At 44.7% G+C, this 15,216-nt stretch carries 11 protein-coding genes; 7 read left to right on the top strand and 4 right to left on the bottom strand.

What is annotated here, in order from left to right:
- Positions 1–297: 297 nt before the first annotated feature.
- From SP90_RS11830 to SP90_RS11810, 5 genes are read left to right on the top strand one after another with little or no spacing between them, the layout of a single operon-like run.
- A complete protein-coding gene (locus tag SP90_RS11830) occupies positions 298–1,335 on the top strand; it encodes an ABC transporter substrate binding protein (RefSeq protein ID WP_066856405.1) in 1,038 nt (345 codons plus the stop codon).
- A 2-nt stretch (positions 1,336–1,337) separates the two neighbouring features.
- Complete coding sequence (locus tag SP90_RS11825; RefSeq protein ID WP_066856402.1) at positions 1,338–3,653, top strand: MFS transporter; 2,316 nt, start codon at positions 1,338–1,340, stop codon at positions 3,651–3,653.
- On the top strand, positions 3,650–4,501 hold the full coding sequence (locus tag SP90_RS11820; protein ID WP_066856399.1) for a formyltransferase family protein: 852 nt from the start codon (positions 3,650–3,652) through the stop codon (positions 4,499–4,501). The genes SP90_RS11825 and SP90_RS11820 overlap by 4 nt, the downstream gene beginning before the upstream one ends.
- Before the next feature lie 33 nt (positions 4,502–4,534).
- On the top strand, positions 4,535–6,547 hold the full coding sequence (locus SP90_RS11815; RefSeq protein WP_066856396.1) for a SpoIIE family protein phosphatase: 2,013 nt from the start codon (positions 4,535–4,537) through the stop codon (positions 6,545–6,547).
- 11 nt (positions 6,548–6,558) lie between these two features.
- Positions 6,559–7,908: a sigma-54 interaction domain-containing protein gene (locus SP90_RS11810; protein WP_066856393.1), complete on the top strand. Its 1,350-nt coding sequence runs from the start codon at positions 6,559–6,561 to the stop codon at positions 7,906–7,908.
- A gap of 7 nt (positions 7,909–7,915) precedes the next feature.
- Here the strand turns inward: SP90_RS11810 and SP90_RS11805 are convergent, their stop codons facing one another.
- Complete coding sequence (locus SP90_RS11805) at positions 7,916–8,320, bottom strand: ATP-binding protein (RefSeq protein WP_066856390.1); 405 nt, start codon at positions 8,318–8,320, stop codon at positions 7,916–7,918.
- A 285-nt stretch (positions 8,321–8,605) separates the two neighbouring features.
- Here SP90_RS11805 and SP90_RS11800 point away from each other — a divergent pair, with 285 nt between their 5' ends.
- Positions 8,606–9,319, top strand: coding sequence for a molybdopterin-guanine dinucleotide biosynthesis protein MobB (locus tag SP90_RS11800; RefSeq protein ID WP_066856387.1), 714 nt, complete (start codon positions 8,606–8,608; stop codon positions 9,317–9,319).
- 226 nt (positions 9,320–9,545) lie between these two features.
- Here the strand turns inward: SP90_RS11800 and SP90_RS11795 are convergent, their stop codons facing one another.
- Genes SP90_RS11795 through SP90_RS11785 form a run of 3 tightly spaced genes read right to left on the bottom strand, consistent with a single transcriptional unit; the run spans position 9,546 to position 12,601 of the window.
- Complete coding sequence (locus tag SP90_RS11795) at positions 9,546–9,872, bottom strand: STAS domain-containing protein (protein WP_331710492.1); 327 nt, start codon at positions 9,870–9,872, stop codon at positions 9,546–9,548.
- Entirely contained in the window at positions 9,859–10,305 is a 447-nt protein-coding gene (locus tag SP90_RS11790) for an ATP-binding protein (RefSeq protein WP_197498795.1), read from the bottom strand. Before SP90_RS11790 ends, SP90_RS11795 begins: the two co-directional genes overlap by 14 nt.
- 19 nt (positions 10,306–10,324) lie before the next feature.
- The gene (locus SP90_RS11785; protein WP_066856377.1) at positions 10,325–12,601 is read right to left on the bottom strand and encodes a SpoIIE family protein phosphatase; all 2,277 of its coding nucleotides are present in this window, start codon (positions 12,599–12,601) and stop codon (positions 10,325–10,327) included.
- Between the two features lie 84 nt (positions 12,602–12,685).
- Between SP90_RS11785 and SP90_RS11780 the strand changes: the two genes are divergently transcribed.
- Complete coding sequence (locus SP90_RS11780) at positions 12,686–15,211, top strand: ABC transporter ATP-binding protein/permease (protein ID WP_066856374.1); 2,526 nt, start codon at positions 12,686–12,688, stop codon at positions 15,209–15,211.
- The last annotated feature ends 5 nt before the right edge of the window (positions 15,212–15,216 follow it).

Here is a 15,216-nt window from a genome sequence, read left to right as displayed (position 1 = left end):
AGGTTAAACACAGCATTTCATACTTTTTTGATAAAATAAAATGTTTGCCTGTTAACAATGTATACCATGTACTAAAAAAACATTTATTTACAAAATTTATTAGTCAACGCTGTACACATTTTGCAGTACGCGCTCATCTCCATTCTTTATGAGAATATTCTAAGGATCGTTATTTTATGGTTAAGATAACTAGATGATAACCCCTACATGTTTTAAACAAAGGCAACACTCCCGCCACGCACCAGCTCTAACATTCTCTTTTTAAACACAAACACAGACATACAGGACACAGTATCCATGAACCGTTTTTTTTGCCAACTGCTGGCAGTTTTTTTCTTTTGCCTGTTAAGCGCACAACCTTTGTTTGCTGCCAAGCATCAATCCACATTCCGCATTGCTTACATTGAAGCAGGGCCTTTCTGGCTTTATGAAAATACATTCACAGCGTTTAAAAAAGCGTTGGCAACGTACAAGGACATTACACCTAAGTACGTTGAATACTACAGCAATGGTTGGACCACTCCAGATGAAGTCTTAAAGAAAAAGGCGCAAGCACTTTCAGAACGAAAAGATATTGATTTGGTCATTGCAGCTGGCACTGCAGCAAGCAAAGCAATGCAGGCTGCTACAAATAAGAATATTCCAGTGATTGGTATCGGTATTGCTGACCCAGTTGCCGCAGGTCTGGTTCGCCTTGACGACAACACCGGTGCCCCAAACTTTATTTGCCGCGTAACACCGGACAGATGGAAAAACATGTACAGAGTGTTTTACGAAGTTGTCCGCTTCAAAAAACTGGGGCTTATGTACAGCAAAGGCGAATACGGAAAACTGTACGCAGCAGTACCTGAAGCAAAGCAAGTTGCAAAAGAGTTAGGCTTTTCACTTGTTATTCAGGAAATTGATGATGAAAGTACAAAGTCTTGTAATGATGGGCTCAAAAAACTTGCCCAGAAGGGAGCGGATGCGTTTTTTATGGGACCATTGTTATGCTTCGACTGGTCGCTTGAAGATATTACTCCAACAATGGACTACATTAACAATGAACTAAAACTACCTACGTTTGCGCGTGACGGCTCTGCTTTTGTACAGGGCGGTGCACTCATGGGGTTTGCTTCATGGAACATTGCGCCGACAGGACGTCGTCTCGCAAGCATGGCGCACCAAATTTACAAGGGCAAGCCACTCAATAGAATTGCAATGCGTGACACCACTGAGCCAACCATTGCAGTTAACTTGAACACTGCCCTTAAAGTTAATGTTGACCTGCCCCTTGACCTGCTCATTGTTGCAGATGAAATCTACGAGAACACTTCACGCCCATCATTTGATTAATTATGTCACGCACGCTTAAAAAACTGTTCACAGCTTCGTTGACACTTATTGTTTGTGTTCAACTGTTTACACTGATGCTGTCTTCTTCAACTCTACGAACAGAGTTAACCCGCATGTCCCTTTCCGGCTACAAAGGTATTACAACCCAACTTGAAGCCACTATTGAAAGAGGACTTCGATTTGGCCGCCCATTAAATGGCTTTGCTGCTATGCAGTCTCATTTGCATAAAGCCAAATCCATGTCCGACGACATTGAAACAGTGCTCGTCACGGATACAACAGGAAAAACCTTATATACAACATCTCCTGACACCCCTGAAGTTCAGTTAACAACCGCAGAAATGAATTCTGATGACTGGTTGAAAAAAGGGGATTCACGCCTGACAGTGCGGCCTTTGCACGGCTACAAGAACATGATGGAAGGTTTTTTGGTTGTTAAGGTTGGTACAAGCGGCATTAGCCAAACAGTGCGAGATTTCCTGTATGACACCGGCCTGATATCTATCGCGCTATCCCTGCTCACGGCGGCTACCCTTTTTTCTTGGCTTCTTTTTCGAGGCTCACAGTTTCAAAGCAGCTCAATTGCCAGCAAAAAATTTCGTACTGTTTTGTTTGTTGTGTTTTCGTTGAGCCAAATCGCCTACGGCATCAGCACATGCTATCTCTTTAAACAAAAACTAGAAATTTCAACTAACCAAAAGATCTTGCAAGCGAGTGATGCGTTTGCCTACAGCCTTGAATACCTGCTTGATAAACGCATTAATGTTGCAGGGCTTCACGGCACAACAAAAGAACTTAGAGAAATCGTAGCAAAAACACCGGAATTGATTGGTGCCAAGCTTAGCTTTACTGGTGCAAATGCAAAATCATACGGCACAGTAACAGGCCAATCCACTTCAATTCCTATCTCATCCGGCAAGTTCAACTCAGCGGCCGACAGAGAGCGCCGTGGTACACTGGAGCTATTTGTCAATACTGCAGCACAGCACGCCCTGTTAGTTGATATCGCCCTCAACCTCGGGACGACATTAATTATCGGCCTGTTGCTTCTGGGAGAACTTGCGCTGGTCTTTACACCTAAAGAAGCAACCGAACTCTCTTCAATTCCCTCACAAGGACACATCAGTACCTTGATCAGGGGACTGTGCTTTATCTTCTTTTTTGGGTTCGACATGGTGCTCACCTTTGCCCCACTGGCAGCACGAGACTTAAATACAGCAGCCACAGGGATTTCAAACAGCCTTGCCGGTAGCTTGCCGATCTCTTGCGAAATGGCAGCAGCAGGCATTGGCATATTCCTTGTGGGCTTTTTCAGCGACAAGTACCGCTGGTCTACACTCTTTACGGCCGGTGTAGTTTGTGCTGCTGCAGGTTGCTTTTTTGGTGGTGCATCAACAGACTTATTCCAGTTTATTGTTGCCCGTGCCCTCGCCGGACTAGGTTTCGGCATTGCAATCATGGCTGCACAGCTCAGCCTTGTAAGCCTTGAGAACAAAGCGCAAAGTATGGGCAATATGTTTGCAGGAATTTTGGCAGGGAGTCTTTGCGGATCTGCTGCCGGAGCAATGCTCAGCGATCTTTTCAGCTATCAGATAGTCTTCTATACAGCCGCAGCTTTCTGTGCACTTGCGCTGTTACTGGTAAAACCTGCTGCAACAAGCACAGCTCATACAACACAACGTGCATCCAATGATTCTTCTCTGGATGCAATGCTCAGCCTGATACGTACACCACAAATGTGGTCGACCCTCATACTGGCAGGATTGCCAATCGCAATCTCGCTTTCAGGCTTCCTCTACTATTATGTCCCCATGTTTTTAAACAATCAGGGAACAAATCAAGCCGATATAGGCAGGCTGTTCATGCTCTATAGTCTGTGTATTATCTATCTCGGCCCAAAACTCGGCACAAAAATAGACAAAAGCAACAAAGCCTTTTTCTATACCGCGATAGCTGTAATTCTTTCAGGTGCTGCTCTTCTTGTTGCAACTGCTTACCCAACCTTAACCGGCTTTTCTGTTAGTATTGTGATAACAGGAATTGCGCAGTGTATTGCGGGGTCAAGCGTGCTGCTGTACGTCCTTGCACTCCCTGCACTGCAAAAAAAGAATAAAGAAAAAATGGCATCGCTGTTCAGACTCCTTGAACGTTCCGGACAAATCGCCGGACCGTTACTTTTTGGCGTCATAGCTACAATGAAGAATTCATTACAGGAAGTCAGCTCTACCGGCATAGCTTTCATCATTGCCGGATTATGCTTTTTCCTTATTGCAAACTCAAAAGGTATATCCCAAACACTTTCCAAGGGGGAACTATGAGATTAGCTATTTTTTCTAAGGCCGACATAATAGGTGCGTACAATCTGAACACCTTACTGCCTGAAATTCAGGAACTGGCATCTGAGATCACAATTTTCCTCTCAGATAAAGTTTTTCCAAATGAAAGAGGGTTTCAACCAGTTGATACTCTCACGTATTGCGAGCGGGACTACCCGCTCACACAATTATTTCCGTACCTTGAGCATCAGAGTAACAGAAACTCTGCACTGCTTACGTTCAATGAGCTCAGTGCGGTGTACAACGCAAACATTGTACACATGGGAGAATCAATTACTTCTTCATGCAAAGAAGCAATAAAAGAATTCGCACCGGATATCATTATATCAACACGACACGACTTCATACTCCCTGATGATGTGCTGGAGAGCGCAAAGTTTGGTTGTGTGAACACTCACCCTGGAAAGCTTCCCCAGTTTCGAGGACTTTGTACTCCTTTCTGGGCAATGCTGGAGCACAATGAATACGCATATTGCTCAGTGCATCTCATGACTACAAAGGTAGATTGCGGAAAAATTCTGGCACTGACTCCATGGAGGCTGGACTATTCCCGCTCCCTGCTTTGGAACACCATTCAGATATACCAGAAAGGTATTAGCGAAATGGCATCTATCCTGTGTAACAACCCACAAAACTTCGCAGCGATCCCCGGCACCAGCTACCGCGAAGATGATGCCCGATACTTCGGAGCACCATCAGAGAAAGAGTTTACAAACTTTTCTGAAGCCGGACACATTGTCATTAGTGAAGAAGAATACCAGAAGATAGTTCAACCATTTTACAACCGATTTTCACCACCCATACCTGCTCTACAAAAAGCAGCAGTATAGCAATCACAATTTGTGATTACTGCGGAACCCTACATGTCGATCAGCAAAAAATTTAGTCTTCTTATCATAACTGCTCTTGCTTTTCTTGCCTTAGGTATCGGCTTTTTCAGTTCGCACAGCGTTGAAAAAAGCATGAGCGAAGCGCAGCTTCAAGGTGTCAAAAACAGTGTTGCATTGGGTACACTCAATGCGCAGAGTCTGCACAGAACTCTCTTTGACTGGAGAATTCAAGAGGCGTCTCACACCAAAAAAAATATGCACAGCATTCAAACAATGATTGCGAGTCTCATTAAGCAAGCTCCTAAGACTCCGCTTAAAGAGATACTTAAAACATTCCCGCTGCCAGCCGGAATGACACTATTTGCATACAACAGAAACTCCACCATCTTAGCTGCACATGGTGAAAAGATTCCTGCTCTGAAATATTTTTCCACGCTGAAAGACATCAAGGGACACTTTGTAGCCAACAGAATGTATTCCCGTGCAAAGCAAGGCAAAACTGCAACATGTCTTATAAGAGCACAGAATGGCTCACCGCAAAAATACTACGGTACGCATAAATGGGTACCGGAGCGGGGCGTTGTCATCGCTGCATGGACAGACATCGGTAAAATCCAGAACAAAGAAAAAGTACTTTTCGAAGCATTAAAAACAAATCTTTCAAGTACACTGCAGACTATCAATCATGGCAGTTCCGGATATGTATTTATTGTTGATTCTAAAGGAAAACTCATCGTTCCAGCACCGGATTTACCGAGCGATATTTCACCCCTCACAAACGCAGAAACAAATCAGCCATTGCTCACAGATTTACAGCAAGCTGCGCTAACACCATCGACTCCTATAACCTGCAGCCTTCCAATAAAAGCGTTAAGCGTAAACAGCGGTCGACGTTGGATGGCATATGTAGATACAATAAAAGCCCTGCAGTGGCATATTGTCGGTGTTGCGTACCTTGATGAAATTCAAGGGCCGGGCAAGAGCCTGTCTCTGCGCCTGTTCTTTGCAATGCTCGGCGGTACACTGCTGGTAACAGCTGGTGCAATTTTCCTTTCCAGAAAATTAACAACTCCACTTCAGCTGCTTACACAGTATGCGCATACCATTCCTGAAAAAGACTTTATGCAGGATGAAAAACAAGACCCTCTCCTGAAGCAGATGGCGTCTGCTGAATCAGCAGATGAAATTCGCCGTCTGGCTGCATCGTTCCTCTTTATGGACAGTGCGTTGCGTCAGCGAGTGAAGGAACTGATGGCGACAAACGCGCAAAAAGAGCGTCTGACAGGTGAGCTAAATGCAGCCCATGATATTCAGATGGGATTACTGCCCTCTCCTCTTTCACCGGAACACATGATTAACTGCGGAGAAATCAGCGCGTACTTGACGCCAGCAAAAGAAATTGGCGGTGACTTGTACGACTTCTTCATGCTTGATGATGACCGCCTGTGCATCGTTATCGGTGATGTTTCTGACAAGGGCGTTCCCGCTGCGCTGTTCATGAGTATGACTATGACCCTTATCCGCTCCGGCGCCCGACAGCACAGTCACCCTGCAGACCTCATGGAAATTGTGAACAATACACTGGGGATGGATAATCCTAAATGCATGTTTGTTACTCTGTTCATCGGTATTCTTGACATCAAAATCGGCGAACTGAAATTTGCTAACGGCGGCCACAACCCGCTTCTCGTTCTTCATGAAGGTAACACTGAGCCAATATGGCTGGAAAACCTGAGCGGACCTGTTGTAGGGGCAATGCCGGGCATTGATTATATGCCGCACTCGATCACACTCGAAAAGGGCGATATTCTCTTTGCCTACACAGATGGTGTTACTGAAGCGATGAATTCGGATAAAGAGCTCTTTAGTGAAGAAACACTCAAAGAAACATTCATCCAAAGCACCAACAGGCCTGATGCATCACCGTCATCCATCATTGATACCGTTAAAGACGCTGTTGCTGCACATGCCGGCGAAGCTCCGCAATCTGACGATATTACTATGCTGTGCCTGCACTACGACCCAAAAGATAAACAAAATTCCTAGCCCAACGCCCTATGAAAAAGAATACTACCCAAGACGAGCAGGCACTTTTCGGCCTGCTCACTAAATTATGTGAAGAAGTTGCCTGGCAGAAAAAACAGCAGTTTTCTGCCGGCAACACTCCGGAAAATGCACAAAAAAGAGAAGAGGCACTTAATAAGCTGTTCATGCTGACACAGCAGTATGAATTTCCAGAGCATATCCAAAGGCTGGCTGATGCTATCGGTCTTCTGTATGTAAGTCTGGAAATCAGTGAAATGCGTCATGCTGAATTGCTTGCAGCACTTAAGCAGCAGAACCTTGAACTGGAAACTGCCCTCGAAAATCTTTCAACCTGCACTGAGTCACTCAGCTCCATACGTGAAGGTGCAGCTCAAGATTTCTTTGTTGCCACCAGCCCTGTCATGCAGCAGGTAACAAACATGGCATATGAACTTGCATTGCACCCTATCAATGTCATGCTACTGGGTAACTCAGGAACCGGTAAAGAAGTCTTTGCAAAGCTCATTCACAACGCTTCGCCTCGAAAAGACAAACCATTCATTGCAGTTAACTGCACAGCTATTCCAGACAGTTTATTTGAAAGCGAAATGTTCGGGATCGATAAAGGGGTTGCTACCGGTGTAACAAAACGAGCGGGCTTCTTTGTGAGTGCAAATGAAGGAACGCTGTTCTTGGATGAAATCGGGGATATGAGCCTTGCAAACCAGTCAAAACTGTTGCGGGCACTTGAATCACGAGAGATTACCCCTGTTGGTAACTCGCGCCCTATCCCTATTGATATTCGTGTGATTTCCGCGACTAACTGTAATCTTGAAAAAGCAGTTGCTGAAAAAAGATTCCGTGAAGACCTGTATTACAGACTCAATGTCGCCGAGATAGAACTGCCGGATCTTGCCCAACGTGGCGAAGACATTATTGAACTGGCGAATATTCTGCTCGCTAAACATTGCAGACGATTCAACAGAACTACTCCACGTTTTTCAGCAAAGGCCAAGAAACTGTTGCTCAACTACTCCTGGCGGGGGAATGTTCGAGAGCTCAATAACGAAATGGAACGCGCAGCTGCACTCTTTTCAGAAAAAGAAATTGTACCTGAGAATTTTTCACCAAGACTGCGACAGTCGAACAAAATTCAGGTTCCAGTCAATGTCATACCGCAGGATGTGAAGCTCTCCGCAGAACACGAAGAAAAGAAAATGATTATTGAAAATGAAGAGTTTTCATTGGTTGCGCTTGAAGAAAAAACAATTCTGCGTGCACTGGAGTACACACAGAATAATAAAAGTAAGGCAGCTAAATTACTTGGAATCACAAGAGAGGGGCTTCGTAAAAAATTACAGAGATTACAGCCCGCCTCTTGATCATCGTTTAATCTTTCTTGAAAAAAGCTTCTAAGAGATTTTTTTCGTTAGATGTTCTCTCGTAGAGCAATCTGTCTGTAATATTTTTGATAAGGTGAATACCAAGTCCCCCAATTTCTCGCTCTTCAACCCCTGCATCAAGATCTGGGTCTTTTGCCTCTTCTAATGGATTGTATGCAGGGCCATTGTCGACAAAGGTTAACTTCCATGTATCCTCTTCCCCCTCCACTGCAGAAATTACTATCTCGATAGTTTTATCTTCTGCATCTTTAACGTGCATTGCGACGTTCACAAGCAACTCTTCAGCAACAAGCTTTACTTTAGGGACTAAAACAACATTTTCGTCATCTAGCATTTTTTCAATATATGAAAAAACGCTTGTGAGCTTTTCAATATCTGCGATTATTTTCATTTTTTTCACCTAAAAGCCAGCATACTACGTGGATAGGTTTACAATAAGTTAACATCTCGGGATGTTATAGATTAAAAACTTTTTCACATAACATTCAGTGCATTACACGATAATTTTATTTTTTTCTACATAATACAGCAGTAAATTAAAATTATTGTAACCAAAATGGAAAAGTATGGCATTGTCACTTTCAATACGCAAACCGACTGACGTCTTTAGCCCTTGCATTTTTCATTCCTGAAGGTGAAACTGGCCTTTTACACACATCCTACCGAGGTTCCTGCCATGAAAGCTGTCAGTATTATTGGATACAAAAAATCCGGCAAAACAACTCTTACCCGTAAGCTGGCCGATGCCCTTGAGGCGCGTGGTAAAACTGTTTCCATTGCAAAATTCACCCACACTGGTTTGACCAAGCCAGACACTGACACAGGCTCTTTTATTCAAAAAAACAGAACTGTCATTGGCTTAGGTCAAGATGAATGCACTATCCACTGGGGCGAACAGAAAATGCTCCCAGATCTGCTTCCGCTTGCACAGGCAGACTACCTGCTCGTAGAGGGCGGAAAATCACTCAGCTGGCTCCCCCGCATTCTTCTCCTTCGTGACCAGCAAGAGCAAGAGGCTCTTGATAGAAAACTAGCCATCGGTTCATTCGGTGATGTACCGGCTTCCGACATGCCCCATTTCAGTGATGCAAATCTTAAAGAACTTGTTGATCTGATCGAAGAAAAATCTTTCACGTTGCCAGCTCTGGACTGTGGCGCATGTGGCGAACCGACCTGCGAAGTCATTGCGCAAAAAATTGTTGCAGGAAAAGCAACTATGAAAGCGTGTAAATCCATCAATGCTTCTGGATTGAGTATCTCTGTAAACGGCTCTCCCGTAGGAGTTAACCCGTTTGTCGAAAAAATTATTCGCGGCTCAATCGAAGGTATGCTTACATCTTTAAAAGGCTATGCCCCGGGAAGTGAAGTCAAAATTACAATTTCTAAGTAATTTTGGAACTCAGTAAAGTTCCGGAACCCTCCATAGTAAGCGCCGCCCTGCCTTCAAGGCAGGTCAGCCAATACACATCAAAAAAACAAGTGTCTGCAGATAATGTGTATCTACAGGCACTTATTTTTTGCACAAAACTATGCTCAGAGATATCCGAAAAAACGTCATCACATTTTCCTACGAAAGCATGACCTTTTCTGTGAAGCAATCTCCCTACGGTATTTTCTTAAAAATCGCTCACAGCATCATCGCGGCTGGTGTACATGCCAAACAACTGATCATACCCCGATATTTCAAATACTTCCTGAATATAGTCCCGGGCACAACACACAGCCACCTTACCTCCGTTCGGATGTAATTGCTGATAGGCCATTACAAGAATTCGCAATCCTGCACTGTTGATATAATCCAGTTCCTGAAAGTCAAACAACAGACGTGAATATCCCCCGCTTATCAACTCCTCGACCTTTGCTTCGAGCTCCTGCGTATGCGAGCCATCCAGCCGGTTACTCATTGCGAGAACCGTGCAGTTGGGTAATTCAATGGTAGTCATTGCCATCTCCGGCTCCTTTTTCTGAATTTTCTGAATCAAGTTTTGTACAAATCATGGCGTAATTTCTTCCGGCGTATCGATAGTACGTGAAGGAATCCATCAACCTGCGAACTAAAAACACACCAAGCCCCCCGACAGCTCTTTTTCTTTCTTCAAGCGGCTTGTCCACTTCCGGCTCCTGAAGCTTGGACATATCGAAAGGAATACCGTTATCAATAATTTTAGCGAAAAACACTCCGTTATCAACACACACGACAACATCTATTTGGGGTTCAGGAATTCCAGGAAACGCATAATCAAAAATATTGCTGACCAGTTCATCAAGAGCGAGGGTGATTTTAAAGACAACAGAAGGCGCAACATCCCGCTGCTCAGCAATACTATCAATTGCCGAGACAAGATTCGAAAATTCATCTCGTGAGTGAAGTATCATTCTATAGCACAAGCGCTCATTACTCATTGCTATTCTCACTGCTCATAAAGAAATCAATATTGCAGGTCGTTACATCTTTGCAGCCCTTGTTTGCCTTACGATCTTTCTTCAACACAACAAGCGTCACATCATCTGCATTGGGGACATTTTTCTGCCACAGCTCAACGGCCTTGAGTACATGGTCACGTATTGATTCCGCACTTTCCGCAGCGTGTTCGCGAATAACCTCACGCACACGCTCTTTCCCATACAAGTCACCATATCCGCCTTTTCTGGCTTCCCATATTCCATCTGTACCCAACAGGATAATAGCTCCCTGCTGTGTTAATTCTATTTCATTTTCTTCATACGCAAACCGTGACATTACGCCCAGCGGAAGCCCGCTTCCCCGAAGTTCAATAAACGTATCATCTTCCGGCAGATACACAATGGCCGGATCATGCCCTGCACGCACCCAGCACAACTTGTTTGTAGTCCCGATTACTTCAAGGTAGAACAGCGTCATGAACTGCCCTGTTCCATGGACATCCTGTGATAGCAGACTATTCACCTGCGATATTCTTCGCGCAGCGCTCATACGCGAACATTCAGAATGCACTCTCAATAACGCACGCGCTGTTGTCATCAGCAATGCAGACGCAACACCATGTCCGGAAACATCCCCTACCACGACCGAAAGTATCGGCTCACCGTCACAAACAGTCATATAGTAATCGTAGTAATCGCCGCCTGTCTGATCACAATACCGGATTGCCCCTGATATTTGCCATCCGGGGAGTTTAGGACTCTGTGCCGGAAGCAGGTTTTCCTGAATTTCCTGCGCCACTCCCAGAGCCTGCTGGGTTTCAAGCAAATTTTTCAATTGCGGGCCGATGCGGTTAAATGCCTCCACAAGTGTGTCACGCTCGTCACCTGTCTTAAAGTCTACTTGAACGCTGAAGTTACCTTTAGCCAGTTCTTTAAAGGCTTCGCTCATTAAATTCATTGGCTTGGAAATTGTCTGGCTGGCATAGATCGCAAAAAGGAATGTAAGAAAGATGATAACAACCACTGCTATTTCTACAACACGCTGTTGTGCGGAACTTGCCCAATGCAAATACGCTAAAATCTTGTTCGTAAGGTGCATGACATCTTTTTCGGGCACCACAGCAATGAAGTAGCTGTTTGTTTTAAAAGGAGCCCACGCCACAAGACTGTCTTTGCCTTCCCATCGCATGCGCAACGTGCCAGAGGTTCCCGAGGCAAGTGCGTTCATGAATTTTGCTTTTACTTCATTATCTTCAAAGGTAATAGCAGTCCCCTTATCACCACCGTCCATAACCCAACCAAATTTTTTCTCACTGGCAAACCGTAAATACCTGTGGGCAACCATCCGTAAGCCTGTGCTTCCTGTATCTTTATCATCCGCTTCTTCTGCAAGAATCAACCGCGTATGTTTTGACCAGGCTCCCGTTATCGTTCCCTGCGTCAGTCCCTGCTCCATCAGGACATCCAAACCTACTACACCAATTATTTGCTCAGAAGTATCAACCAGTGGCGTCGCCACAGAAAGCATAAGTCTTCCTGTTGAAGCTCCACGTAAGGGAGCACGCCATATCAAGCCCTTGTTTTCTACTGCCAGCTTGTACCAGATACGTTCGCGCGGGTCATACCCTTTGGGGATACCGGCATGCGCAGGATAAGTGATAAATAATCCAGATTTCATCCCTATGTACAAGTTATACAAAAACGCCCCGTACGATTTTTTGATCTTCCTGAACAACGGAAGTAATCGCACCAGCCTTCGTGCTTCCTGTATGGCTGCCGACTTGTCTGAAACATTTTGCGGTAAAAAGAACGCAAGGTTCTCCAAGGAAATATACTTGCTTATGTCACTGCCATATTTGAGTATATGTTCTTGAGTAGGAATGTATTGTGGGTCGACAATCAAGTCTTTGGGATATGGAGCGGTCGGGTCAATCTGCCTAGAAAAAAGCAGATCTTTTTCAGGAAGCGGCGGAAGATTAAGCACATACTGAGCAGAAAAGGCAACTACATCCAAAATGGCACTACGCATCCGCTCACTGCTTTCCAAAGTCCGCGCAGAATTTATTGCAATATTTTCAATAGACCGGCTGGCCTGCTGCACTAAGTCCTTACGGGTACTCTCATATAGGTACTCTTTTATATCTGCTTCAAGCTGCTCAACTGTCACCAGCGTACCGCAAATAGGCAACACACTGAATAAAAACAGTGTGATGAACAGTTTCCACCGTAAGGACAGTCTGTGAATAAAGGTCATCTTTTTCAGAGCCATGACCTATAGTACCGTACCTTTCTTCTTAATATTGTTATATATGCCCGTATGATGTGCCTTTTTACATAGTAAAGGATACAAAGCATGGTAAAAGAAGTTCCTCCGGTTACGAAACGCTCCATGTATTTCTGGGTTCTATATAAAAACAAACCGTTACAACTCACCATGATTACTATCATTGTTATAACGGTCGGCATGCGCCTTGTTCCTATTGAAATGCAAAAAAGAATTGTATCCGATGCAATTCAACTTAAAAAAGTTGATGCACTCATCTACTACTGCATCATATACATCATTGCCGTGTTTACCGCCGGAATTCTCAAATATGCGATTAATATTCTTCAGGCTAAAGTAGGAGAAATGACACTCTATCGCATACGCACTGCCCTGTATGAACATATCCTTACTCTGCCGATGCCGTTTTTCCGCCGCACCTCTCCCGGGCTTGTCGTTTCCACACTCATGACAGAACTGATGGCCATGTCCACTTTTGCCGGAATGGCTATATCCGCACCTCTGGTAAACATCCTTACTTTTTTTGCTTTTGCGGGATACATGCTGTACCTGAATCCGCTTCTGGCAGCTCTTTCTGTTGCTATTTATCCAATTGAGATGATCATCATCCCTATTCTACAACGTAAATATAATCTGCTTAACCGCCAGAGAACACAAAGCCTGAGAAAAACCAGCAGCATCATAAGTGAATCCATGACAGGAATTCACGAAATACAAGGCAACTGTGCATACTCCCTTGAAGAAACAAAATTTAAAAAAGCAGCACGCTGGCTGTACGACATTACGTATCGACTACAGATAGTAAAATTCGGAATCAAATTCACAAACAACCTATTCCAGTCAATCGGGCCATTCATTCTTTTCCTCGTTGGCGGTTATCTCGCTATTCAGGGAAAATTCCAGCTTGGTGCTTTGGTGGCGTTTCTTTCTGCCTATGAAAAGCTGTATGATCCATGGAAAGAATTAATGGAGTTTTACCAACTCTATCAAGATTGTGTCGTGCGTTACCGGCAAGTAATGGATTATTTCGATTTACTTGCAGAGTTTCAATCAACCCCTCTTGGTCGTGATGTGTATCGATTCAAAGGTGATATTGACCTCAATGACCTGTCATTTACCATCGGCACAAACATACGCTTGCTGGACAATATCAACATGCACATCAAACCGGGTGAGCATCTAGCCCTTGTCGGTTTTTCTGGCAGCGGCAAATCCACCCTTGCCAGTGCAGTAGGCCAAATGCTGAAATACACAGGCGGCAGTGTGCAACTTGACGGCTACGAAGTCGCGAACATGACTAAACAGGACATTGCGGAAAACGTAGGAATTGTTGCTCAACATCCATTCATCTTTGATGGAACAATACGCAACAACTTAGTGTACAGCAGTGAAGCCCTCTTGCGGCAACAAGGTGAAACAGAACCGGTACTTCCTGACCTTGACCGCATTATCGAAGTTGCCCAGCAAGTCGGCCTGTTTGTAGACGTGCTTGGGTTCGGGCTCCGTACAACATTGAATAAAGAAGCACCGCCCGAACTTATTGAAAGCCTCATCCGTGCGCGGTCACAATTTCAGGAACGGCACGGAGCACAACTCCACAGTGACATTGAATTTTTTGATCCAGAAAAATACCTGCAATATGCATCCATTGCAGAAAATATTGTGTTCGGTGCTCCAAAAAATGAAAATATTTCCATGCAGGAACTGCATAAGCAAAAGCATTTCATCAACTTCCTCATTCACTATGACTTGCTGAAGCCACTTGAACTGCTCGGCATCACGCTGGCAACAAGAACCATCGACCTCATTCAAAACTCACCGGATGAACAGGAACTACTTCTCAGAAGCCCTGTACCAGCAGAAAAGCTCTCCGCATACGGACGTATTGTCGAGCAACTGCGTAAAGCCCCTACACCTGAAAGCGGTCTGAACAGTCTCGACGAAGAAGCACGTCTTGCCCTGCTCTATCTGAGCCTCAACTTCACGCCAAGCCAGCACTCTATTGCATCAATACCTGACCAACTTTTTTCCTCCATCGGCACCATTCGGAAAAGCTTCCATCAATATATGGACGACAACCTTCCGGGCAAATTCAATGCCTACAGCCGTGACAGCTACGTGTACACGCTCACAATTATGGACAACATTGCGTACGGGCATATCAAGCACGATAATGCAGGTGCAGAAGAACGAGTGCAACAGCACATCAACCAGCTGCTTATTATTGAGGGGGTCTTGGAAACAATTCTCGAAATCGGCCTTGAACATAATGTGGGGAATATGGGTGAGGACCTTTCAGGCGGACAACGTCAGAAGGTTGCACTGGCGCGTGCTTTCCTCAAAAGACCACCTATCTATATTTTCGACGAGGCAACTTCTGCTCTGGACAACGCCTCACAAACACGCATCCAGAATGTTATGGAACGCATGCTCAAAGGCAAAGCGACTATTCTCTCTGTTGTGCACCGTCTGGATACTCTTCCGGGATATGATAAAGTGGCTGTTCTACGGAGTGGCAAACTTGTGGAACAAGGCACCTATGAAGAACTTATGGAGAAAAAAGGTGCCCTTTACGAACTCATCCACGGCGCATAACAGCT

The organism is Halodesulfovibrio spirochaetisodalis (assembly GCF_001672295.1).
Lineage (GTDB): Bacteria > Desulfobacterota > Desulfovibrionia > Desulfovibrionales > Desulfovibrionaceae > Halodesulfovibrio > Halodesulfovibrio spirochaetisodalis.
The sequence above is the reverse complement of the archived record's forward strand: the minus strand, read 5'-3'. Positions and strand labels throughout refer to the sequence as shown.

Bases quoted from the DNA above. Each gene is read 5' to 3' on its own strand.
- SP90_RS11830 (WP_066856405.1), top strand. From the start codon at position 298: ATGAACCGTTTTTTTTGCCAACTGCTGGCAGTTTTTTTCTTTTGCCTG.
- SP90_RS11825 (WP_066856402.1), top strand. From the start codon at position 1,338: ATGTCACGCACGCTTAAAAAACTGTTCACAGCTTCGTTGACACTTATT.
- SP90_RS11820 (WP_066856399.1), top strand. From the start codon at position 3,650: ATGAGATTAGCTATTTTTTCTAAGGCCGACATAATAGGTGCGTACAAT.
- SP90_RS11815 (WP_066856396.1), top strand. From the start codon at position 4,535: ATGTCGATCAGCAAAAAATTTAGTCTTCTTATCATAACTGCTCTTGCT.
- SP90_RS11810 (WP_066856393.1), top strand. From the start codon at position 6,559: ATGAAAAAGAATACTACCCAAGACGAGCAGGCACTTTTCGGCCTGCTC.
- SP90_RS11805 (WP_066856390.1), bottom strand. From the start codon at position 8,320: ATGAAAATAATCGCAGATATTGAAAAGCTCACAAGCGTTTTTTCATAT.
- SP90_RS11800 (WP_066856387.1), top strand. From the start codon at position 8,606: ATGAAAGCTGTCAGTATTATTGGATACAAAAAATCCGGCAAAACAACT.
- SP90_RS11795 (WP_331710492.1), bottom strand. From the start codon at position 9,872: ATGACTACCATTGAATTACCCAACTGCACGGTTCTCGCAATGAGTAAC.
- SP90_RS11790 (WP_197498795.1), bottom strand. From the start codon at position 10,305: ATGATACTTCACTCACGAGATGAATTTTCGAATCTTGTCTCGGCAATT.
- SP90_RS11785 (WP_066856377.1), bottom strand. From the start codon at position 12,601: ATGGCTCTGAAAAAGATGACCTTTATTCACAGACTGTCCTTACGGTGG.
- SP90_RS11780 (WP_066856374.1), top strand. From the start codon at position 12,686: ATGGTAAAAGAAGTTCCTCCGGTTACGAAACGCTCCATGTATTTCTGG.